The sequence below is a fragment of the Longimicrobium sp. genome (genome assembly GCA_036389135.1).
Lineage (GTDB): Bacteria > Gemmatimonadota > Gemmatimonadetes > Longimicrobiales > Longimicrobiaceae > Longimicrobium.
The window spans coordinates 1-21,239 of sequence record DASVQP010000033.1; the positions used below are offsets into that span (position 1 = coordinate 1).

Annotated in this window: 19 protein-coding genes and 1 riboswitch; of the genes, 11 read left to right on the plus strand and 8 right to left on the minus strand. The window is 70.0% G+C overall.

The genetic code is table 11. The features are described 5' to 3' along the window. Positions 1-570: hypothetical protein (locus VF584_07985; GenBank protein ID HEX8210112.1), on the minus strand; the 570-nt coding region annotated here is incomplete at its 3' end. 244 nt (positions 571-814) lie between these two features. Then, a riboswitch (cyclic di-GMP riboswitch) is annotated at positions 815-893 on the minus strand. Between the two features lie 190 nt (positions 894-1,083). Here VF584_07985 and VF584_07990 point away from each other — a divergent pair. Genes VF584_07990 through VF584_08000 form a run of 3 tightly spaced genes read left to right on the plus strand, consistent with a single transcriptional unit; the run spans position 1,084 to position 3,825 of the window. Then, positions 1,084-1,941 carry a serine hydrolase gene (locus VF584_07990; GenBank protein ID HEX8210113.1) on the plus strand — a complete coding sequence of 286 codons (858 nt, stop codon included), beginning with the start codon at positions 1,084-1,086 and terminating at the stop codon, positions 1,939-1,941. Beyond that, positions 1,934-2,587: a hypothetical protein gene (locus VF584_07995; protein HEX8210114.1), complete on the plus strand. Its 654-nt coding sequence runs from the start codon at positions 1,934-1,936 to the stop codon at positions 2,585-2,587. Before VF584_07990 ends, VF584_07995 begins: the two co-directional genes overlap by 8 nt. Further along, entirely contained in the window at positions 2,584-3,825 is a 1,242-nt protein-coding gene (locus VF584_08000; protein HEX8210115.1) for a hypothetical protein, read from the plus strand. The genes VF584_07995 and VF584_08000 overlap by 4 nt, the downstream gene beginning before the upstream one ends. A 124-nt stretch (positions 3,826-3,949) precedes the next feature. Here VF584_08000 and VF584_08005 read toward each other — a convergent pair whose 3' ends face one another. The 4 genes from VF584_08005 to VF584_08020 form a co-directional block, all read right to left on the minus strand. Further along, positions 3,950-6,244 carry a TonB-dependent receptor gene (locus VF584_08005; GenBank protein ID HEX8210116.1) on the minus strand — a complete coding sequence of 765 codons (2,295 nt, stop codon included), beginning with the start codon at positions 6,242-6,244 and terminating at the stop codon, positions 3,950-3,952. Beyond that, a complete protein-coding gene (locus VF584_08010; protein HEX8210117.1) occupies positions 6,241-7,065 on the minus strand; it encodes a hypothetical protein in 825 nt (274 codons plus the stop codon). Before VF584_08010 ends, VF584_08005 begins: the two co-directional genes overlap by 4 nt. 91 nt (positions 7,066-7,156) lie before the next feature. After that, the gene (locus VF584_08015) at positions 7,157-8,389 is read right to left on the minus strand and encodes a hypothetical protein (GenBank protein HEX8210118.1); all 1,233 of its coding nucleotides are present in this window, start codon (positions 8,387-8,389) and stop codon (positions 7,157-7,159) included. Between the two features lie 178 nt (positions 8,390-8,567). Beyond that, on the minus strand, positions 8,568-9,077 hold the full coding sequence (locus VF584_08020) for a hypothetical protein (protein HEX8210119.1): 510 nt from the start codon (positions 9,075-9,077) through the stop codon (positions 8,568-8,570). Positions 9,078-9,201: 124 nt separating this feature from the next. On the opposite strand from VF584_08020, the gene VF584_08025 reads away from it, so the two are divergent. Next, entirely contained in the window at positions 9,202-9,336 is a 135-nt protein-coding gene (locus tag VF584_08025; GenBank protein ID HEX8210120.1) for a hypothetical protein, read from the plus strand. A 766-nt stretch (positions 9,337-10,102) separates the two neighbouring features. On the opposite strand, the gene VF584_08030 is transcribed toward VF584_08025, so the two are convergent. Then, positions 10,103-12,286, minus strand: coding sequence for a S8 family serine peptidase (locus tag VF584_08030; GenBank protein HEX8210121.1), 2,184 nt, complete (start codon positions 12,284-12,286; stop codon positions 10,103-10,105). Between the two features lie 313 nt (positions 12,287-12,599). Then, positions 12,600-14,069, minus strand: coding sequence for a UDP-N-acetylmuramate:L-alanyl-gamma-D-glutamyl-meso-diaminopimelate ligase (mpl, locus tag VF584_08035; GenBank protein HEX8210122.1), 1,470 nt, complete (start codon positions 14,067-14,069; stop codon positions 12,600-12,602). 140 nt (positions 14,070-14,209) lie between these two features. On the opposite strand from mpl, the gene VF584_08040 reads away from it, so the two are divergent. Together VF584_08040 and arfB are read left to right on the plus strand one after the other, a co-directional pair. Next, positions 14,210-14,698 (plus strand): FKBP-type peptidyl-prolyl cis-trans isomerase, encoded by a 489-nt coding sequence (locus tag VF584_08040; GenBank protein ID HEX8210123.1) that lies wholly within the window; start codon positions 14,210-14,212, stop codon positions 14,696-14,698. Positions 14,699-14,705: 7 nt separating this feature from the next. Next, the gene (gene arfB, locus VF584_08045; protein ID HEX8210124.1) at positions 14,706-15,140 is read left to right on the plus strand and encodes an alternative ribosome rescue aminoacyl-tRNA hydrolase ArfB; all 435 of its coding nucleotides are present in this window, start codon (positions 14,706-14,708) and stop codon (positions 15,138-15,140) included. 295 nt (positions 15,141-15,435) lie between these two features. Here the strand turns inward: arfB and VF584_08050 are convergent, their stop codons facing one another. Beyond that, complete coding sequence (locus VF584_08050; GenBank protein HEX8210125.1) at positions 15,436-16,080, minus strand: V4R domain-containing protein; 645 nt, start codon at positions 16,078-16,080, stop codon at positions 15,436-15,438. Positions 16,081-16,267: 187 nt separating this feature from the next. On the opposite strand from VF584_08050, the gene VF584_08055 reads away from it, so the two are divergent. From VF584_08055 to VF584_08075, 5 genes are all read left to right on the plus strand, one after another. Beyond that, complete coding sequence (locus VF584_08055) at positions 16,268-16,777, plus strand: HIT domain-containing protein (protein HEX8210126.1); 510 nt, start codon at positions 16,268-16,270, stop codon at positions 16,775-16,777. 78 nt (positions 16,778-16,855) lie between these two features. Further along, a complete protein-coding gene (locus VF584_08060) occupies positions 16,856-17,977 on the plus strand; it encodes a thiamine pyrophosphate-dependent enzyme (protein HEX8210127.1) in 1,122 nt (373 codons plus the stop codon). 28 nt (positions 17,978-18,005) lie between these two features. Next, the gene (locus VF584_08065) at positions 18,006-18,818 is read left to right on the plus strand and encodes a hypothetical protein (protein ID HEX8210128.1); all 813 of its coding nucleotides are present in this window, start codon (positions 18,006-18,008) and stop codon (positions 18,816-18,818) included. Positions 18,819-18,906: 88 nt separating this feature from the next. Next, positions 18,907-19,680, plus strand: a complete 774-nt coding sequence (locus VF584_08070) for a DUF2071 domain-containing protein (GenBank protein HEX8210129.1) — start codon at positions 18,907-18,909, stop codon at positions 19,678-19,680. Between the two features lie 255 nt (positions 19,681-19,935). Beyond that, positions 19,936-21,192 (plus strand): S8 family peptidase, encoded by a 1,257-nt coding sequence (locus VF584_08075; GenBank protein HEX8210130.1) that lies wholly within the window; start codon positions 19,936-19,938, stop codon positions 21,190-21,192. Positions 21,193-21,239: the final 47 nt, after the last annotated feature.

Consider the following 21,239-nt stretch of genomic DNA (forward strand, 5'->3'; position numbering starts at 1 on the left):
CTCCTCGTCCGCGCGGGCGGTGAAGCCCACCGGTTCGGCGGGGTCGGTCTCGGTGCGGTCTGCGCGGACGGAGAGCGGGTTGATCTCCTCCACCGTGAGAGTCTGGGTGCCGGTGAGGCGGTAGCGCCCGGCGCGCCCGGGTTGGTGCGTGCACCCCCAGCAGTCGCCGAACTCCCACAGCCCGGCGCGGCCCGCGAGCACGCCGGTTCCGGCGCTGACCCACATGATGTCCTCCGCACCGTCGCCACCGGACGCGCGGGGCCGCCACAGGAAGTAGGCGTTGTTCATCGCCACCTGTACCTCCAGCCCCTGGTCCACCCCGAGCGGGCCCGCCGAGGCGCCATCGTAGGGCGGCGGGCACTCGGACGGCGGTCCCGGGTTGCAGAAGCGTCGCACCCATTCGGGATCGGCGTCTATGCGTATGCTGCCGGTCACCCGCACGCGCACCCACATGTCGCGCGGGATCACGATGCCGGTGGGCGCCAGGCGAACCGTGCCGAATTCCAGCAGGGTGCTCCCCGGCACGGAGATCGTGTGGGTGGCCGAGAACGACGCGGAGGCGGCAGCCATGGGCCGGCCGGCGGGCAGCGGAGCGGATCTCGTGGGCGCGGTCGGCTGGTCCACACACGCGGATATCAAAAGGACGGGTCCGAGCGCGAGACTTCGGAATGAAAGGTGGCGCGGCATCAAGGTGCTGGCTGGCGGTGGGAAGACAACGTTCGGGGAACGACGAAGCCCCGTGCTCCGGGGCGGGTGCCGGGAAGGCACACGGGTCCGAAGCGACGGGGCGCGAGAAGGGCGGCGTCTGGCGGGCTTCGGCGGCTGGGCCGTCTCCACGCGGGAGACCCCTGGCTTTGCGGACCGGCCTCACGACCGGGGTGCTCTTGTCGGCTGCGGAAGGGTACGGTTCCGTGCGTTTCAAGTCAATGTTTCCGTGCGGGCCTCTCGCGGTGCTCGTACAGCCCGCTCGCATCCTGCCCCGGCTCTGGCGCGAGTCCTGCGTTGCCGCGCGGGTTGCGCGCCGGGCGCCGTCCTCATGCGGCACCGGATCTCCGGCGCACGAGGAACACCCCAACCACACCCATGGCAGAGACGTCAGACCCGGACGACCTGAAGGCGCGGGTCGAGCAGATTGGCAGGGACGCGGGCGCCGAGCGGGTGGCGTGCTGCATGTTCGACTACCACACCCGCGGCTGGTGGGACTACCAGGGCGACGAGTGGTTCCACGCGGCCAGCACCATCAAGGTGCCGATCCTGGTGGGGGTGTTCGGCGCCATCCACCGCGGCCGGCTCGCGCGCGAAAGCCGGGTGCACGTGCGGAACCGCTTCCTGAGCGTGGCCAGCCGCCAGCCCTTCCGCGTGGAGGCGGCGCGCGACGCCAACGCCGTGGTCCCCCAGCACCTCGGGCGCACGCTCAAGGTGGACGAGCTGTGCTTCCACATGATCGTAACCAGCAGCAACCTCGCCACCAACCTGCTGGTGGACCTGGTGGGGCTGGACGACCTGCGCGCATCCGTTAAGGAGCTGGAGATCGACGGGGTGCAGCTGGAACGCGGCGTGGAGGACAACGACGCCTTCGACGCCGGGATCAGCAACCGCGTGACCGCGCGCGGGATGGTCAAGACGCTGCGCCACATCGAGGAAGGGACCGCCTTCTCGGTGGAGGCCTCCGCGCGGATGCTGGAGATCATGCACGAGCAGGAGTTCCGCAGCGGGATCCCGGCGGGAGTGCCGGACGGTGCCAAGGTGGCCAACAAGACGGGGGAGATCTCCACGGTGGCGCACGACGCGGCCATCGTCTACCTCCCCGGCCGCAAGCCGTACGCGATCACCGTGCTCACCGAGTGGGAGCCGGGCTCCAGCGGGCGGCACGACACCATCGCCCGCATCTCGCGCGCCGTGTACAACCACCTGACCGCCGCGGGGAAGAAGAATGCCTGACGCGACGGTGCTGAAGATGGTGGACGGGACGACGCTGGGCGCCGAGTACCGCGCCGTGCTGCGCCCCGGCGAGCTGATGAGGGACCGGTCGCGGCGCGTGCGGCGGCTGCCGCGCTTCTTCTACGAGATCCCGTCGTGGGACGTGGCGCTGGACACGCAGCTCGCCCCGCACTTCCAGCTCTGGGAGTTCATCAACGTGGACGTGCGGGAGACGGAGCTGCTGCGCGCTTCGTGGCCCCGTTACATTCCGTGCGCCGTGTCGCTGCTGGCCGCGTACCTGGAGCTGTTTCGCCAGGAGGTGGGGACGTACGTGCACGTGGCGGCCAACGGCGGGTACCGCTCGCCGGCGCACCGCTTTTCCGGGCACGCGTCGCCGCACCTGTGGGGGACGGCGGCCAACATCTACCGCATCGGCGACGACTGGCTGGACGACGACAGGACGATCACCCGTTACGGGAAGATCGCGGAAAAGGTACTGCCGGGGATACGCGCCCTGCCCTGGGGGCACGGCGTTGGCGAGACGGACGACCAGCTGCACCTGGACCTGGGCTACACGGTGGTGGTCCCCTCGGACGCGCCGGGGGAGGAGGATGCCGGGCCGGTGCCCGGCCATGACGCGGAAATTGCCGAGGTTGGGGCGCGATGACGACAGACGACAAGAAAGGCGCCGGGACGTCGGCCAAGGGCGCGGCCGGGACGGACCGGCTGGAGCTTGCCGCGATCGGGATGGAGGCGGAGTTCTCGGTGCTGGTGGATGGCGAGCAGGTGCGTCCGGAAGACGTGTTCGGCGACCCGCGGGCTTTCGTGCGCGGCAACCTGATGCACCGCGTGGGCACCTCGTACCACCTCCCGACCGGGGGCGCGGTGTACTTCGACACGGGGGTCATCGAGGTGGCGACCCCGGTCATCGAGATCGAGCGCGGGTGCGCGGCGCGTGCCGGGCGGTCGCTGTGGGAGAGCATCCTATACCTGCGCGGCGAGCTGGACGCGTGGGAGCAGCGCGAGCGGCGGGAGGTGAAGCTGGTGGGGTTCAGCACGCACTACAACGTCTCGTTCGAGCTGCCGCGCTCGGAGCAGGGGCGCAGCCGCACCGTGCACAAGCTGGCGCTCCTCCTTTCGTACATCCTTCCCGCGCCGGTGATGATGCTGGCCGCCAACCGCCGCTCCACCGGGGTGGGGGTGCGCCCGCGCGGAGACCGCATCGAGATCACGGCCGACTTCACCCCCAGCGCGTCCCTGATGATCGCCACGGGGACGCTGATCGCCGGCATCGTGCGCGAGGTGATGACCTGGCCGTCGTTCGAGCTGGACATGCTGGAGCGGATGAACCTTCCCGTGATCAGCGGCTACCGTCCGATGCCGCACACCTCGCGGAAGGGGTGGCTGGCGCGCTACGACACCTTCCCGATCAACCCCTTCCAGGCAGACGTGGACGCGCCGGTCTGGATCACGCGCGACGATCGGAAGCTGAGCCTGCGCGCCATCGCGGGGCTCACGGTGAAGCACTTCTGGCACCCGATCCGGCGCATCTCGGACCCGTTCACCTTCCGGCTGATCGGGTCGGTGATGCGGGGCCGCGCGCCCTCGCTCCTGGACCTGGACGACAGGCCGGAGGAGTACGGCGACGTGGGCCGCCTGTGCACCTGGGACAACCTGTTCCCGGAGCGCGAGCTGTCGCGGAGCCGCTACGAGCAGGTGCTGATCAAGGCGATCTCCGGCCAGAAGCTGACCATGAACGGCCGGCACTACACGCCCACGGGAATGCGCGGCTGGAGCGCCGTCGTCTTCCGCGGCGACGGAGACCACCGCCGCCACGTGTTCGGGATCGACTACCTGCTGAACCACCTGCGAGACTGGGAGCGCCCCGCCACCCGCGGCGGGTGAACAGCATCACACAGAGACACGGAGGGAACGGAAAGGCCACAGAAAACCCTTATGCTGTTCTCTCCGTTGCCTCTGTGGCTCTGTGTGAGGCCATCCTTTCTCTATCCTGCGTCTCTGCGCCTGATCAGAAGTGCACCTCCAACCCGATCGAGGGGAGGAGAGGGATGGAGCGGTCGAACGCGTCGTCGAGAACGTAGCCCTGCACTCCGTAGTCGTAGTACGTGCGCGGGTCGAGGCGCAGCATCGTGCCCCGGTTCAGAGCGTTCAGCACCTGAAGGCGCAGCGTGTACGTCCCGCTCCCGATGCGGCCGTTCTTCTCCGCTCCAACGTCGATCCGCTGCGAGGCTGGAAGCCGCCGGCTGTTGGTAGCGCCGAACACGTAGTTCCTGCGCATCTGCCGCCCCGCGTCCGGCCCGTCCGGCAGCACGACCGTTCCGAGCACGGGAGTATACGGGAGACCGCTGCGCACCGTCGCCGCCACGTTGGCCCGCCACCCGCGTCCCAGCCCGCGCGACGCGATCCCTTTGAAAGCGTGCGGTGCGTCCCAAACGGGGGGTAGATCCGGGCCGCCGAAGTTGTTCCGTGTATGGGTGAGCGTGTACGACAACTGCGTGTCGAAACGATCACCCGCGTGCGTCAACAGGAACTCCGCCCCCCGGCTCGCCCCGGTTCCGAAGCGGAACGCCGGGTACGGTGTGCTCGGGTAGAGGAGAACCGACGCGGAGTCCAGCTGCGCGATCCGCCCGTAGCGCTTCGCGAATCCGGTCGCGCGCACGGCCGTGCGGGCCCCGATGCGGTACTCCGCGCCCAGTTCGGCGGCGTCCGCCGTGTTCGGAGTTTCGGTGAGTGCGAAGCGGGGGCTGCCGAGTGTCCCTTCCCGCGCCTCTTCGGCCTGGGTGGTGGTCTGAAAGAGACGGCCTGCGCTCCCGGAGAGCTCGACACGGTCCACCGGGTTCCAGCGTACCGCGAACCGGGGCGCCAGGTGCGGCCCCGCATCGGACATCCCCTGCACCATCAGCGCGCGGAGTCCCGCCGACAGCTCCAGGTTCTGGCGCACGGCCCATGCGTCCGCCAGGTGCAGCGCCAGCCGCCCCTGGGCGGCGGCGTAGCTGTAGGTGGGGGGCGTGTTGGGACCGAACTCCTCGACGGAGCCGTTGAGCCGGTGGTCGAACCGGTCGTGGCTCACGTCGGCACCGGCGCTCACGCGGTGTGCCCCACCAAGCGGCAGCTCGGCCGAGAAAGCGGCCTTCACGTAGTCCGTGTGCGCGTCGACGATCTCGGTGGGCGCGGCTCCGCCGCCGCGCGGAATGTCGCGGAAGCGGACGGCGTAGCCGGAGTACGTCACGTCGGCGCGCGCCCTCCACCCCGATTCCGACTGGCGTACGATTCCAACGCGCCCCGCGCGGCTCCCCCACCGGTAGTCGGGCCTGAAGATCACTTGCGACCCGTCCGCCGACGCTTCATCTGCCAGAGCGGTGATCCAATCGCCGTTGCCGAACCCCGTTGCGTCCAGGGTCCACCCGGTCGCGAGCTCCTGCCGGAGCCGCAGGTTCACATCCGCGAAGCCGTAGCTCCCCAGGTCCGCAATGGAGCCCACCACCCCCGTGGTGGCGTAGCGTCCGGCGGCGAGCAGCGATCCGCTCCGCCACCGGCGCCCGGTGACCGCACCGCCGCTGAGCAGGCTCAGGTGCGCACGGTAGAAGGTGCTGTCCGGCACGAGGGTGCGGATCTCGACGATCCCGCTCAGGCGGTCGTCGTGGTGGACCGGAGGGGCTCCCAGGTGCAGGGTGGCGCCTCCCACCGCCCCTAGCTGGACGCCGCCGAACAGCCCGAGCATGTGGAACGGCTCGGTGAGCGGGATCCCGTCCAGAAGGATGAGCGTTTCGTCGCTCGCGCCGCCCCGGACGTGGAACGCGCTCCGCCATCCGTTCGGCTGGTCGACCCCGGGGAGGGTCGCGACGGCCCGGAAGAGGTCCGGCTCCGCGAGCGGGGGAACCCTGGCGATGCCGACCGGGGACAGCTCGTAGCGCGGCGACACGGCGGTCGCGTCGCGCGTACCGGTGACCGTGATCCCGGCCAGGGGCAGCCCACGCGGCGTGAGGAAGAGCGTGACGTCCCCGCGCGCGCCGCTCCCGGGGGCGATCGTCGTATCGCCGGCGGCGTACCCGACGCGCGCGATGCTCAGCGACACGGGAAGCGCGCCGCGGAGCCTGAACCTGCCGTCCTGGCCGGTCTCCGCGGAGGCGCGCCCGTCCGTCCGGCGGACCGTGGCACCGGCCACCGGACGGCCGGTGGCGGCGTCGACGACCCGGCCCGCCAGGCCCTCGGCCTCACCCTGCGCGGCGAGAGAGGACGCGATGACCAGCGAGCACGCCGCGGCGGCCGCCGCCGGGTGAAGGCGGAGTAGAGGGCGACTCATCGGTTGATCTCCAGATCGATGCGGTACCGCTTGACGTTGGCGCTTCCAAAGAACCCGAACCCTCCCTCGATCCCCGCCCGCGAATCACCCAGTACCGACGCGCGATACAGGTTCGAGTCCATCGCCCGGATCTGCACGGTGATGGGAATGGTGGCGCTCGCGGAGTTGGCGAAGGGGAGAACGACCGTGGTGTCGGACGTGAAGGCGGGCAGACGCGTCGCGATCTCCAGGCTCGCGTTCCCGCCTTCCACGGTCACCGCGTACAGCGCCGCGCCGTCGGCCCGTCCCCAGTGGAGGACCAGAGGCTCGCCACGCGGTACCCGCCTGCCACCCGCGACGCCGTTCACCGCCCGGAGCGAGAAATCACCGGGCATCCTCGTGCGCCCCGTGAGCCGCCGGCCGCCGGCGTCCACGACGAGCGTGTAGTCGGTGGCGGGCTGCAGCCGGAGCGAGTCGCTGTAGTAGTTGTACCCGCTCTCCAGGGGACGGTCGACGCCCGTGTAGAACTCGTTCTCCGCGGTCCTACGGACCGTGAGGGGTGTCCCGTTGACGGCGACCCGGGCGTCCCAGAGCGGCTGCAGGTAGACCTCGCCGGGGCTGGAGACAAGGCCCACGAAACCGTAGGTGCGCCCCTCCGGCAGAGCGTCCCCGGCCGCCTGCGGGGGCACGCCGCCGCGCTGCAGCAACAGGTTCACGCTCAGCGCGTCCGGCGTGGGCTCTTCGGGCAGGTGCGGGAGGTCACCCCCGCACGCCGCGAGAACCGCCACGAGCCCGGCGCTCGCCGCTGCCCGCCGGTATGCGCCCCACGAATGACTAAGCACGGCTCCCCCTCCTTCCTTGGTGGCGATTTCCACAAAGCGAGCGTGCCCCTCCGTTCCGGGAGGGGCACGCTCGCCGCGTGTGGGGCCTGCGTTACGGCGTCACGTAGTCCGTGATCACCGTGATGTTGCCCGAGCCGGTGTTCAGGCCGAACTTCCCAACACCGTGCCCTTCGTAGCCCTGCGTGAGCGACTGGTCGCCGAACGAGTAGGTCCAGCTACCCAGGTCGTCGTTCTCGTCCGCGATCTTGACGCCGTACGTCTTCCCCTGGAAGGTGACGGTGATCGGCACCATGTCGGAGGAGTCGGCCTCATAGAACTTCAGGTTGATGTAGTCGCCGTACTCCTGGTTCCAGCGGATGAGATCGCTGTTGTCGCTGTACCAGTTCGTGTTGTCGTTGTTGCCTGCTCCGAACCGGATGTTGCTCGTGAAGTACGGAATGGTCGAGTTGGTCGGGCTCGGCGCGTGCGAAGTCACGATCACGTACAGCTCCGGGTCACCCTGGTTGAGCCAGTTCGACTCGAGGTGACGCCCCTGCTTGTACTCGAACATCCGCTCCATCTTCCCATAGCCCTCGTTGGACCGGTAGCGAATCGTGGTGGAGCCGCCGCCACCACCACCGCCACCGCCACCGCCACCGCCCTCGCCAGTGCAAGTGTCGATCGCGTAGGGATCGTCGCAGCTCGAATCAAGCGAATAGGTGCCGATCGTCTGCCCGCCCTGGTCGCGCACGTTCTTGTACCGGGTGAGGTCCAGCGTGTGGGAGAAGTTGGTCTCCTGGCGGACGACCACCAGGGTGGGCGTCTCCGGGATGCTGCTCACCGGGATCAGCCGCTGCTCGCCGGCCAGCGAGTACGCGGTCATGAACTCCCCGGAGTGGGGGAGGTATCCGGCAACCTGCAGGTCCGCCCCGCCGCGCCAGTTTTCGCGGTGCGCGTCGATCGAGAAGTACATCTCGAGCTTCGGAAGACGCGCCAGCATCTGGAGCAGGTCCTCGCGGCTGCGGCCCGTCTCCTTGGCCATCTTGGCGAGCAGGATTCCCCCGCTCTCGCCGCGCAGGTAGGCGCGGACCTCCAGCTTGTGCTCCGGGACCTGCGACTTGCGCATGTCGTTCTTCATGCGCTGGCGCAACCCTTCGTCAGACAGGGCGCGGGCCAGGGCGCGGACGAACTCGTTCATCGTCGCCTGTTGCTCCGCACTCGGAGCCTTCGAGGCGGCGGCGTTCTGCGTGGGCATGCCGGGCGAGAGGGTGGGGTTCTCGTCGGCACAGGCGGCCACTGCGGCGGTCGTGCACAGCAGGGCAGCGAGCGTACGGCTACGGACCATTGTTCCTCGGCGTGAAAGAGAGTGGTGGGGTTGGTCGCCGCTGCTTCCGCGCGGTTCGCTCCGCTCCTCGGCCGCACATGCGTGCCCCGGAGTGAGTGAAGGATTCCAGCGAGCGACTACCGAAGGATCGCCGCAAGAACCTCTTCCTTACATCCCCCACACGCCGCAAATTCAGACATTATGATGCACCGCTGGAACCCACCATCCGCGACACCACCCGCAGCTCGAACGCACTAGTAAGCGCGGCGAAATCAAGCGACGTGAGCGCACCGAGGCTAAGTCCGACGTGCTGTCGGGCGACTCGCGCCAGCGTCCGTTCCGACGTTCCCACCTCCGCGGCGACACTGGCCCACTTCCGGCCGGGGGGGCGGCGTGCCACGGCGCGGAGTAAAACGAGCCAACTCAGGACCTCGTCCAGCCGCATCGCGTCACCCGGCTGCGTCACCCGCTGCCACTGTCTCGTCAGGGTGGAGCGGTCACACCCAACCCGGTCGGCAAGGTCGGCGACCTCCTTCACCGGGTTCGAACTGTGGCACGCATGGGCGACCGCGATGCGCAAGCGGACAGGCAGATGGTGCGCGTCCCGCACGCGTGACCCTACATCCCGCAGATACGCCGCGCCGGTAGCGCGTGAGATCGCGGGCAACAGTGAGCGGTTCGCCTCGCGCTTCACCACCACCTCGTCCACGGAGAGGCTCCGCGCGAGTGCCTCCCCCAGTGCGGTCCCCTGGACCACCAGAACCAGCGGTGACTGTGGAGCCCCCTGGGCCGCTCTCCGGAGACGCGCCACCGCCGGGTCAGTTTGAGGACAGTTGACGTGGACCACCGCGCAGCTCGATCCGCGGCGGGCGTCGTCGAAGCTGTCCCACTCGTCGAACCAGAGAACCCGTGCTCCCACGGCTTCGATGGCGCTGTACAACGACCGTGCGTCGGGATTCGAGGAGTAGACGACGATTGAGCGAAGTGCACACAACATGAGACAAAACTGTGAGGGGATTGCTTGGCGGCGACGAAACTAACAAGAAACGCACGTTCACGGAAGGTCGGCCGTAAACATGTGGCGTCCCCTCCGGCGTTCTGAAGCAACCGGGGGTACCACCGTCACATCCGCCGGCACGCGTGCCCTGCTTGCGAGGCCCCTGCGCCGAGGGGATCGCCTCCGCAGACGATCCCCTCTTCATCGATTCCGCCTGGAACGGCCGGTCAGCAGGTGACTGCCGGAGGCATGGGCTCGCACGGGTCATTGCCGATCCCGGAAACGGCAAAGCTCGCCGGGTGGTGCCGCGATTCGGGCACCCGTCGGCCGCATGGCATTGAGGAGCAGAGAGCAACGTCCCGGAGCGAACGCAGGATACGCAAGCCACCTGGACGCACGGCGCAAGCCCGCCTTTACGCGAGGAGCAGAGCTCGCGCGGGGCCCGCGGCCAACGTTACCAGAGCGTGCTCACGCCGGGCCCTGCGGCTCCGGTTTACACCGTGACCTCGTGCCGGGCCACTCCACTACAAGTGTTTCGTATGCGCAAGTACTTACTCTAAACGTTCGTGTGAAGTCGCGCTTGGTCATCTGGCGTCTGCTGCCGATGCATCGGGCGCTGCGGGATTCAGTGCCACCGGGGTGATGCACGCAAGCCGCCCCTCCCCCAGAACTCTGGAGAAGGGGCGGCAGGCGTCGAGCGGGGGCGGGGGCGCGTGCCCCCGCCTTTTGCATCGAGACTAGCGGTTCATGCTGGCGATGATGCGGTTGGCGGCCGAGGTCAGCTCCGCGCCCGTCGAGGCCGGGAGCTGTCCGCTGCGCACCGCCGCTTCCACGTGGTTCAGGAAGGCGCGCATCTGGCCGTTGGCGGCGGCCAGGTTGCCGCGGTCCAGCGACGCCTGCGCGTTGCGCAGCGGTGCCGAGAACGAGGCCGACTGGTCGAGGCCCGCGACCGCATCGAGCAGGTTGGCGGCGATGGCCTGCTGCGCCGTCAGCACCGTCACCGTCGCCGTGCCGCTGCCCGTGCCGCCATCGTTGTCCTGCACCGTCACGTTGACCGTGTGGGTGCCGGCGGCGGTGTAGGTGTGGCTAAGCGAGAAGCTCTGGCCGTTCAGCGCCAGCGGGTGCAGCCCGGTGCCGTCGCCGTAGTTCACCGTCGCCGTCCACTGGTCCGGGTCCGCGTCGGCAAAGGAGCCGGCGGCGGCGTAGCTCTCACCCTGCAGGAGGGTGGCGCCGCCAAAGGAGGCGACCGCCGGCGAGATGTTGGCGATCACGGCCACGGTGGTGGTCGTGGTCGTCAGGTTCGCCGCATCCTTCACCGTGAGCGTAACGGTGTAGCTGCCGGCGCGCATGTAGGTGTGCGTGGGCTTCACCGCGCTCGAAGTGTTCGCCGCGCCCGAGGCCGGGTCGCCGAAGTTCCAGGCCAGCGTCACCGGCTTGCCGTTCGGGTCGGCCGAGGCGCTGCCGTCGAACTGCATCGCCACGCCCTTGTTCCCCGCGTACCCGCTCCCGGCGTTCGCCACGGGGGCGGCGTTCGGATTCTGCCCGGTCACGGCGCGGTAGATGTTGATGCGGCCCGCGCCGGTGCGCCCGTCCCAACCCGGGGCTTCCACGTCGTCCGCCGTCTGGATCATGCGGGCGCGGACGTCGGCCGCGCGCGTCATTCCCGTGGCGTACAGCAGGGCGGCCAGCCCGGCCACCTGCGGCGTGGCCATCGAGGTGCCCGACTTCCAGGTGTAGCTGTTGCTGGAGTGCAGCGGCGCCAGGATGAAGCTGGCGGCCGTGCCCTGCGCGTTGCTGTCGCCGCCCGGCGCCGAGATCTCGATCTGCGGGCCGTAGTTGCTGTAGCTGGCCTTGGTGTCGCTCCAGTTGGTGGCGCCCACGGCCATGCACTCGGGGAAGCGGGCCGGGTAGCCGATGCCGCCCGTGTAGCCGTTCGGCTTGTTGTCGTCGTTGCCCGTGGCGCACACCGGGAGCGCTTCCTTGCTCAGGGCGTACTGCATGGCCGTCTGCTGCGCGGCCGAGCCGGTGCCGTCCGGGTTACCGCCGAAGCTGCCCAGGCTCATGTTGATCACGTTGGCGCCGTTGTTGGCGGCCCACACGATGGCGTTGGCGGTGGCCGACGACGGGCAGCTGCCCGCCGAGTTGCACACCTTGCCGATGAGAAGCTTGACGTTGTTGCCGTAGGCCACGCCCGGGATGCGCACGTCGCCGCGCGATGCCGCGATGCCGGCTACGTGCGACCCGTGCCCCTGGTCGTCGGTGTAGTTGCCGGTGCCGACGGTCAGCGTGTCCGAGAGAAAGCGGCGGCCGCCCAGGATCTTGCCCGCGAACGCCGGGTGCGTGGTGCGGATGCCGGTGTCCAGGATCGCGATCACCGCCGAGCCCGCGAAGTTGGCGCCCAGGTGGTCGTACGTCTCGGCCCAGTCCATGTCCGCGTCCACCTTGCCCGTGGTCACGGTGCCCCAGCCCTGCAGCGCCATGTTCATGGTGCCGGGGTTGTGCAGGTCCCACTTCCACAGGGCGATGTCGCCGTCCGGCAGGTCGCACGAAGTCGAAGTCTCGCACGGCCCCACGCGCATGATCAGGTCCGGCTCGGCGAACTCGACGTTCGGGTTCTTTGAGAGCTGCGCGGCGATCTCCCTCTCCTGCCCCACCGGCACCTCCAGGATCTCGGTGCGCTCCAGCAGCATGTCCGCCTTCTTGTTGGCGCGGTGCTGCTGCGCGATCTCCGAGCGCGCGGCGCCCGGACGGAAGCGCACGATGATCTGCCCCGGCACGATGTCGTGCGCGTCGGCGGCGGTCTCGCTGAGCTTGACCCCGCCCGGCGAGAGCGCATCGCTCGCCGCGTCCACGGGGTTCAGATCGGAACAGGCACCCAGACCGAACAGACCGGCAAGGAAAAGGGGCGCAGCACGCTTCATGGTATCTCTCGAAAGGGGGGTTCTGCCGGCGAACGCCGGCGACTTCTTCCTTCCCGGGAGGAGATGGAAGCCCCGTGAAGGGGCTCGGGAAGGCGGAAGCGGGTAGGATGCTCAGCGCTCCATCTGCTACTGAACAAGGTTCAGTTTAATGGAGGGGGGGCGGTTCGTCAAGAGCCGGCCGCAACGTAAATCGTTGGGGGTGAATACCTTGGGCGCCCCTCCACAGGTTGGCCTGATGTTGGCGTTGGCGGCAAGCGCGGCGGGGCTCCCGAAACGTTCGGGAGCCCCGCTTCTGACCGCGAAAAGTGTGGCGTCAGCCGGCGAGCGCGTCCAGCAGCTTGACGTGGATGCCGCCAAAGCCGCCGTTGCTCATCACCAGCACGACCTCGTTCCCCTTGAGCTCGGGAACAAGGCGGCGGACGATTTCGTCCGGGTCGGGTATGAAGTCGGCCGGCTTGCCTGCGGCGCGCCAGGCGGCTACCAGCTCGTTGGGGTTGAGCGCGGTGTCCTCGGTGTAGCGCTCGGGGTGGAAGAGCCCCGCCAGCACCACCCGGTCCGCGGCGGCGAAGGCGTCGCGGTACGAGTCCTGGAATTCGCGCCGCTGCGCCGTGTACGAGCGCGGCTCGAAGACGGCCACGATGGGCCGCCCGCGGAAGCGCTGGCGGATCGCCTCGATGGTCTCGCGCACCGCCGTCGGGTGGTGGGCGAAGTCGTCGACCACGGTTACGCCGCGCGCCTCGCCGCGCACCTCCATCCTCCGCTTGACGCTGCGAAAGGTGCGCAGCCCCTCGAGCACCCCGTCGCGGTCGGCGCCGATGAAATCGGCCACGGCGATCACCGCCAGGATGTTGCGCACGTTGATGGCGCCCGTCACCGGCGTCTCCACCACGCCCCACTCCTCGCCGTCGTGCACGGCGGTGAAGCGCGTCCCCTCTGGCCCGAACTCCACGTCGCGCGCCGTCCACCGCGGGTGCTCACCGCCCGAGGTGGCCTCGCCCTCCACGTAGCCGAACGACTCGATCGGCGCGAACGACTTCGGGGCCAGGTCGCGCACCATCGGCGAGTCCCACCCAGCCACCAGCGTCCCGTTGCGGGGCACCAGGTTGATGAAGCGGGCGAAGGCGAAGCGGTACGCCTCTTCGTCGCGGTAGATGTCCGCGTGGTCGAACTCGGCGTTGTTGACGATGGCCGCGTAGGGGAGGTAGTGCCACATCTTGGGCCCCTTGTCGAAGTACGCGGTGTCGTACTCGTCCGCCTCGATCACGAACCAGGGGGAGTCGGTAAGGCGAAAGGAGGTCCCGAAGTTCTCCGCCACGCCGCCGATGAGGAACGACGGGTTGAGCCCCGCCGACTCCAGCGCCCACGCCAGCAGCGAGGTGGTGGTCGTCTTTCCGTGCGTTCCCCCCACCGCCAGCGGCATGCGGACGCGGAGGAACTCTTCCTTGATGGTGGCCGCGGCCGAGGTGTAGGGGAGGCGCCGCTCCAGCACCGCCTCCAGCTCCTCGTTGCCGCGCGAGATGGCGTTCCCCACCACCACCCAGTCCGGCCGCGGCTCCAGGTTGGCCGCGCCGTATCCCTCGGCGTAGCGGATCCCCAGCTCGCGGAGCTGGTCGGACATGGGCGGGTACACGTTCTCGTCCGAGCCCGTGACCGTGTGGCCGGCGGCGCGCAGCAGCCCGGCCAGCGAGGCCATGGCCGTGCCGGCGATGCCGATCAGGTGGTAGTGGCGGGGCGCGGCGGCGCGCACCGGGGGGCTCGGGGTATTGACGGGCGGTCGGCTCATTCGTTCCCTTGCAGGCTGGCGGTTTGCGGACGCACCCCGTTGCGAGGAGCGTGCCCCGGCCTCCGGCCCGGTTCTGGCGTCCATGATGCGGTCTGCGCCCCGGGCGCCCCTTCAACTTCTTTGTTTCCCCTTGAGGACCCATGCGAGCTCGCTACTTCCTTGCCTTCGCGGCCCTGTGCGCCGTCGCGGCCGCCTGCGAGAACGACCCGCTCGTTCCGCAGTGCGAGGAGATCACCACCTCCGTGGCTCGCACCAATGGCGACACGGTGACCACCGCCAGCGGGCTGCGCTACCTGGAGGTGCAGGCGGGGACCGGGCCCGCCCTGGAGACTTGCCGGGGCGTGAGCCTGCGCTACGTCCTGATGCTGCAGAGCGGCGCCGTGGTCGACAGCCTGGAGACTGGCCAGGCGCTCACCTTCATGCTGGGACGCGAAGGCGAGCGCTTCATCCCGGGCTTCGAGGAAGGGCTGATCGGGATGAAGGCCGGCGGGCAGCGGCGGCTGATCGTTCCCCCCGGGCTTGGGTACGGCGCACAGGTGCTCCCCGCGCGTCCGCCGCTGTTCGCGGGTGCTCCGGCCAACTCCACCCTGATCTTCGACGTCCGGGTGCAGCAGGTGGAGGCGCCGTAACCTCCCGATGAGCGACGATGGCCTGATCGCGGTCAACGATGGGCTGTGGATCCCACGCTCGGAGCTGACCTACCGCGCCACGCGTTCGGGGGGCCCGGGCGGACAGCACGTCAACACCAGCTCCACGCGCGTGGAGCTGCTGTGGGACGTGGGCGCATCGCCCAGCATCACGGAGGAGCAGCGCGAGCTGATCCGTACCAAGCTCGCCAACCGCATCAGCGGTGAGGGGACGCTCCTGCTGGCCGCGAGCGAGCACCGCAGCCAGCACCAGAACAAGGAAGCGGTCACCGGCCGCTTCGCCGACCTGCTGCGCGCGGCGCTGATCGTCCCCAAGAAGCGCAAGAAGACGCGCCCGCCCCGCGGCGCCAGCGAGGCGCGCCTGCGCGCGAAGAAGCAGCGCTCGCAGGTGAAGAAGATGAGGTCGGGGCCGATCGAGGAGTGAAGCGGGGGCTGGCTCGGGAAACCGGGAGATGAATCCCCCGGCTGGAACCACGGGAAGGCGGCTGAAGCCGGCCCGAGAAAACCGGCGTTGGACCCGGAGTCCGCGGGGGGCGGACTTCGCGTGTTTCCGGCGGCGAATTCATTCGCTCCCGGAAGCCGGCTGCGGCGCATGCCCAGGCCACGGGCAGACACGCAGGCCTGCCCCTACGGGATCTGTGCGGAGCGCGAACGTCCCGGAAGGCCGAGGGCGGGCGCGATGAATCGCGCCCCTACGCCCCTCCCGGCCGGCATCCCGCTCACCCGGTTCCCCACTCGCAAGCATCCGCGCCCCGGGCCTGGCAGTGCAGGTGCGCCACGTCGTGGTCCCTGCCCGTGTACTCGCGCAGGAGCTCGGAGAGGGCGCCGGCGTAGAAGGCGCAGGCGGCTCCGCCGGGGTCGGCGCGAAAGGTCATGGGGCTCACCATGCGCACCGTGGGGGGCTTGCCGCGCACCTCCAGCCACGCCGTGCCCTGCATCTGCCGGAAGAGGCGCTGGGCGGCGTTGCGGGCGCTGCGCAGGGCCAGGGCCGGGGGAAGGAGGCGCACCAGGCGGCGGGCGGCCCTGGAGCGCTCCTGCCAGAAGCGGCGCGCCACCCGGCGGCCCGCCTCCTGGAAGATCTCGTCCGCGTCGTGGCGCTTGATCACCAGGCGGATCAGGTCCTCCACCGTGGCGGCGGTCTGCAGGCGCTTGCGGCGCACCTCCTCGCGGAAGCGGTGGATCTGCACGTAGACCACGTCGCTCAGCCCCAGGCGGCGCGGCATGCTGGCCGTAAGGTCCTCCCCTTCCAGCACCTCCTCCGGACGGTCCATGTCGCGGAGCGTCTCCAGCAGGAGCAGCGGAAAGAGGGGGGTCACGCTGGGCGTGCTCTCGGTGGCCCCGCGGATGGCTTGCGTCTTGGGCATCGTGCGCGTGAAAGTGTGGTCCGGCGAACCGCGGCGCCAATCTCGCCCGTGCGCGGGGTCGCTGGCAACCCTCGCGCCGCGGCGGGGCGGGCCTGCCTCTTGCAAACCCGCGCGGGCGAAAGCGCGGCCGGCCCACACCGCCGGACCGCGCACCTTCTCCATTCCCCGCGAGCGAACGGAGGGCGGCGTGGCCGATCCCAACCAGAACCCCACCTGCGTCTTCTGCCGCATCATCGGCGGCGACGAGACGGTGAGCATCATCCACGAGGACGAAGAGGTGATCGCCTTCCTGGACGTGCAGCCGCTGCACCGCGGCCACGTGCTGGTGGTGCCCAAGGCGCACTACAAGAACCTCTTCTACGTGCCGGAGGAGCTGGCGACGCGCACGTTCGCGGTGGCCAAGCGCATCCTTCCCGGGCTGCGGCGCGCCACGGGGTGCCGCGCGGTCAACCTCTTCTCCCCCAACGGGGCGGACGGCGGGCAGGACGTCTTCCACTTCCACCTGCACCTGATTCCGGTGCCGCACGGGGCCCCCTTCCCCCTCCAGCTTCCCGATCCCGACGCCGAGGTGCCGTCGCGCTCGGAGCTGGACGTGATGGCCACGCACATCAGCCGCTCCATCCACGACGAGAGCGACGCCGAGGCCGCCATGCCCGCCGGGCCGACGCTCCCGGTGGAAGCCGGCCTTCCTCGGTAAACTGCGCTGTTGCGCGGCACCGGACCCGGCCGTATGCTCCCGGCGCTTCTCCTTGATGCCACGCCACCGCCACGTACCATGAAGCGCTTCGCCGCGTTCGACCCTCCCGAGTACCAGAACTGGCAGCCGGACCCCGACACGATGCGCGACTTCCGCGCGCGCATCGATGCGGACCCGGAGCGCGGCGCCGTCGTGCGCGCGCTGGCGGAAGAAGACCTCCTCGCCATGTACGCCGGCCTGCTGCGCAACCGCCTGCACGAGATCGCGCTCAAGCGCTGGGTCAAGAGCGGGGTGATCTCCAAGGCGTGGCTCGGGGTGGGCGAGGAGGCGGCCACCATCGGCCCGGTGCACGCGCTGCGCAGGTCAGGGCCGGGGCGCGACGTGGTGGCGCCGATGATCCGCAACTGCGGCGCCTGCCACGAGTTCGGGATGCCCGTGGCCGACATCTTCCGCACCTACCTGGGCGCGGGCGACGCCCCCGCCGGCGGCCGCGACCTGCACGTGGGCGACCTGGAGTACGGCGTCCTCGCCCCCATCTCGCACGTGGGCGACGTGGTGCCGGTGATCGCGGGGGTGGCGCTCTCCTTCCAGATCCGCGGCGAGGACCGCGTGGGGCTCACCTGGATTGGCGACGGCTCCACCAAGACGGCGGCGTTCCACGAGGGGATCAACCTGGCCGCCGTGCGCCGCCTCCCCGCCCTCTTCATCATCCAGAACAATCAGATCGCCCTGGGCACGCGGCTCAAAGTGCACGCCGCCGGCTCCTTTCACGACTGGCCCGCGATGTACGGCGTGCCCGGCGCCATCTTCGACGGCAACCACGTGCTGGACGCCTTCGCCGCCACCCGCCTGGCCGCCGACCGCGCGCGCGCCGGCGAGGGGGTCACCCTCCTGGTGGCCGAGACCTTTCGCATGGGCGGCCACGCCACGCACGACGAGCGCGAAGCACGCGCCCTCTTCGAGCCTGAGCTCTTCCAGACGTGGGGCCGCCGCGACCCCATCGGGATGTTCGAGACGTGGCTGCTGGATGAGGGCATCGACCGCTCCCGGCTGGAATCCATCGAAGCCGACGTCTCCGCCGAGGTCGAAGCCGCCGCCGAGGAAGCGCTCCGCAGCCGCGAAAACTCGATGCCGGTGGGCGAGACGGCCGCGCGCGGGGCGTACGCCGGAAGCACGGCCTACAAGCCCGATTGGAGCTGAGACTCCCGTGCCTCACTCCACGCTCCCAATGATCCTCCCGTCCCGCTTCGTGCTGCTCCTCCTGGCCACCGGCACGACCGCGGCGGCCCAGACTCCCGCGCCGCCCGCACCCATCCAGGACAACAGCTTCCTGGTGGAGGAGGCGTACAACCAGGAGCGCGGCGTGGTGCAGCACATCAACACCTTTGCGCGCGCGGAGGGCGGCGGGTGGGAGCACGGCTTCACGCAGGAATGGCCGTTTCGCAGCCAGCGCCACCAGCTCAGCTACACCATTCCGCTCTCCGGCGTGGGTGAGGACGTAGGGCTCGGGGATGTCGCCCTGAACTATCGCTACCAGGCCGGACCGCTGGAGGCATCGACGGCGTTCGCGCCGCGCCTGACGCTGCTGCTGCCGACGGGGTCCAGCCGGCAGGGGCGCGGAACGGGAGGCGTGGGGCTGCAGGTGAACCTTCCGTTCAGCGCCGAGCTCCCCGCAGCGCTCGTGGCGCACTCCAACGCGGGCGCCACCTACACGCCGCGCGCGCACGACGAGTCCGGCAACCGCGCGGCGGCGCTTGACTACACGCTCGCGCAGAGCATCATCTGGCTGGCGAGGCCGAAGCTCAACCTGATGCTCGAAGCATCGTGGACGCGCGCGCAGGAGGTGGTGGGCCCGGGCGACACGCAGGCGGCGACCGAGCTGCTGATCTCGCCGGGCGTGCGCGGGGCCATCGACCTCCCCTCAGGGCTCCAGATCGTGCCGGGCCTCGCCTTCCCAATAGGCGTCGGCCCCAGCCGCGGCGAACGGAGCGTATTCCTCTACCTCAGCTTCGAGCACGCGTTCGCCAAGCAGGGGCCGTGACGACGCGGGTGTTGACGCGCCGGCCCGCGGCGGGCTACGCTGTGTGACGCCGCGCGCGTCCGCGCACGCACCTCACCCGAAGCTCGCGATGATGAGACCCGTGGTGGCGGGATGGATCGACCGGCGCGTCCTGGTGAACTACCGGGTCGCGCCGGATGCGCTGGAGGGGATCCTCCCCGCGCCCTTTCGCCCCAAGCTGGTGCGCGGCCACGCCGTGGCGGGGATCTGCCTGATCCGGCTGCGCGAGGTGCGCCCGCGCGGCCTTCCCGCGCTGGTGGGGGTCGGCTCCGAGAACGCCGCCCACCGCATCGCCGTGGAGTGGGATGGCGAGGACGGCGTGTGCGAGGGCGTGTACGTCCCGCGGCGCGACACGTCGAGCGGGCTGAACGTGCTGGCGGGAGGGCGACTCTTTCCCGGCGTGCACCGCCGCGCGCGCTTCGACGTGCGCGAGTGGGATGGTGGCCTGAGCGTCGCCGTCCGCAGCCGCGACGGCGCCACGCGGATCGCCGTCCGCGGCCAGGTGAGCCACGCGCTGCCGCCGGGCTCCATCTTCACCTCGCGCTGGGAAGCGTCCGATTTCTTCCAGCACGGCGCCCTCGGCTACTCCCCCCGGCGTGACCTGGGCGGCTTCGAGGGGATGGAGCTGCGCACGCAGAACTGGAGCGTGGAGCCGCTGGACGTGGACCTGGTGGAGAGCAGCTTCTTCGACGACCGCGCCCGCTTCCCCGAGGGCTCCATCGCCTTCGACTGCGCCCTGCTGATGCGCGACCTGGCCCACGAGTGGCACGCCCGGCCCCAGCTCGCGGCGCGTGCCCCGGCGCCGGCCCTGGTCCCCTCCTTCTCCACCGGCACGAACCGCTGACGGCTTTTCCGATCGCCTGCCGCAGGTCCCCTTCCAGCCCCGCCCTGCCCCCGCCTCAAAATAGGGATGCTGCACCGCAAGTTTTTGAGACTTGCACAAAAACAGTGAATCATAGCGGTGGGCAGCCGAGCCTGCAATTCTCCATAAACGCTACAACCACAACGACTTAAGCTCTCCGGAACAGGATGGCGCGGGGAATGCCTGTTTACGCGGGCAGATCCACCACGTCATCCTAACTACTTTCCGGAGTGCCCAATGCGTCGGACGTTTGCACTGCTTGCCCTGGCGGGACTCGCCGCCTGCGACTCGGAGCCCGTAGGCCCGCACGCCGGCGCGGCTGCGTCGGTCATCAGCACGAGCACGGATGGGCGTATCCCCGGCCGCTACATCGTGACCCTTCGCGACGATGCCGAGCCCGCGGCGGTCGCGCTGGCGTACGGCATCAAGCCGCTGTACGTGTACGACTCGGTGATCACCGGCTTCTCCGGCGACATCTCCGACGCGGTGCTCCAGGCGCTCCGGCTGGACGGCCGGGTCGTGCGGATCGAGCAGGACGGCATCATCACCACCACCGGCGTGCAGAACCCCGCCACCTGGGGGCTGGACCGCCTCGACCAGGCGGCGCTCCCGCTGGACAGCAGCTACACCTACAGCCATACCGGCACCGGCGTGACGGCGTACATCATCGACACCGGGATCCGCTACGACCACGTGGAGTTCGAGGGGCGTGCGCGGCCGGGTTTCGACGCGTTCGCGGACGGCCAGAACGGCGCGGACTGCAACGGGCACGGCACGCACGTGGCGGGCACCGTGGGCGGCAAGACGTGGGGCGTGGCGAAGCGGGTGAACCTGGTGGCGGTGCGGGTGCTCGACTGCGCCGGAAGCGGCGCCTTCTCCGGGATCATGGCCGGGATGGACTGGGTCGCGCAGAACGGCACGCTCCCCGCCGTGGTGAACATGTCGATCGGCTCGCTCGTGCCGCAGCGGAGCCCGTCGGTGGACGCGGCCACGCGCAACCTGATCGCCTCCGGCGTCACTGTGGTGATGGCGGCCGGCAACGGCGTTCCGAACGGCGGAGTGGGGATCGACGCCTGCAACAACGCCCCCGGCGGCCTGGCGGAGGGGATCACCGTGGGCGCCACGTCGCGCACCGACCAGCGGACCGTGTGGTCCAACTACGGCGACTGCGTGACGCTGTTCGCCCCGGGCTCCGGGATCATCTCGGCCTCGCACGCCACCCTGGACGGCTCCAAGAGCAGCAGCGGCACCTCCATGGCTTCGCCGCACGCGGCAGGCGTGGCGGCGCTCTACCTGGAGCAGGCTCCGCACGCGGCGCCCGCCACGGTGAAGCAGGCGCTCTTCGACGCCACCAGCAAGGGCGTAGTGCAGCTCTCGCTGAGCACCAACAACCACATGCTCCAGAGCCTGGTGCTCGCGCCCGTGGTTGCGCCGGTGGAGACCGGCCCCACCCCCTGCACCCCCAAGAACAGGGGCAAGGGGCAGTGCAAGTAGCGCACTGATCCACGCCGCACGCGCGGCAACAGAAGAGGCACCGGGAC

Excerpts from the sequence above, each read along its gene's own strand:
- mpl (HEX8210122.1), bottom strand. The coding sequence starts at position 14,069 with ATGAGCCGACCGCCCGTCAATACCCCGAGCCCCCCGGTGCGCGCCGCC.
- VF584_08005 (HEX8210116.1), bottom strand. The coding sequence starts at position 6,244 with ATGAGTCGCCCTCTACTCCGCCTTCACCCGGCGGCGGCCGCCGCGGCG.
- VF584_08070 (HEX8210129.1), top strand. The coding sequence starts at position 18,907 with ATGATGAGACCCGTGGTGGCGGGATGGATCGACCGGCGCGTCCTGGTG.
- arfB (HEX8210124.1), top strand. The coding sequence starts at position 14,706 with ATGAGCGACGATGGCCTGATCGCGGTCAACGATGGGCTGTGGATCCCA.
- VF584_08015 (HEX8210118.1), bottom strand. The coding sequence starts at position 8,389 with ATGGTCCGTAGCCGTACGCTCGCTGCCCTGCTGTGCACGACCGCCGCA.
- VF584_08000 (HEX8210115.1), top strand. The coding sequence starts at position 2,584 with ATGACGACAGACGACAAGAAAGGCGCCGGGACGTCGGCCAAGGGCGCG.
- VF584_07995 (HEX8210114.1), top strand. The coding sequence starts at position 1,934 with ATGCCTGACGCGACGGTGCTGAAGATGGTGGACGGGACGACGCTGGGC.
- VF584_08060 (HEX8210127.1), top strand. The coding sequence starts at position 16,856 with ATGAAGCGCTTCGCCGCGTTCGACCCTCCCGAGTACCAGAACTGGCAG.
- VF584_08065 (HEX8210128.1), top strand. The coding sequence starts at position 18,006 with ATGATCCTCCCGTCCCGCTTCGTGCTGCTCCTCCTGGCCACCGGCACG.
- VF584_08075 (HEX8210130.1), top strand. The coding sequence starts at position 19,936 with ATGCGTCGGACGTTTGCACTGCTTGCCCTGGCGGGACTCGCCGCCTGC.
- VF584_08030 (HEX8210121.1), bottom strand. The coding sequence starts at position 12,286 with ATGAAGCGTGCTGCGCCCCTTTTCCTTGCCGGTCTGTTCGGTCTGGGT.
- VF584_07990 (HEX8210113.1), top strand. The coding sequence starts at position 1,084 with ATGGCAGAGACGTCAGACCCGGACGACCTGAAGGCGCGGGTCGAGCAG.
- VF584_08040 (HEX8210123.1), top strand. The coding sequence starts at position 14,210 with ATGCGAGCTCGCTACTTCCTTGCCTTCGCGGCCCTGTGCGCCGTCGCG.
- VF584_08050 (HEX8210125.1), bottom strand. The coding sequence starts at position 16,080 with ATGCCCAAGACGCAAGCCATCCGCGGGGCCACCGAGAGCACGCCCAGC.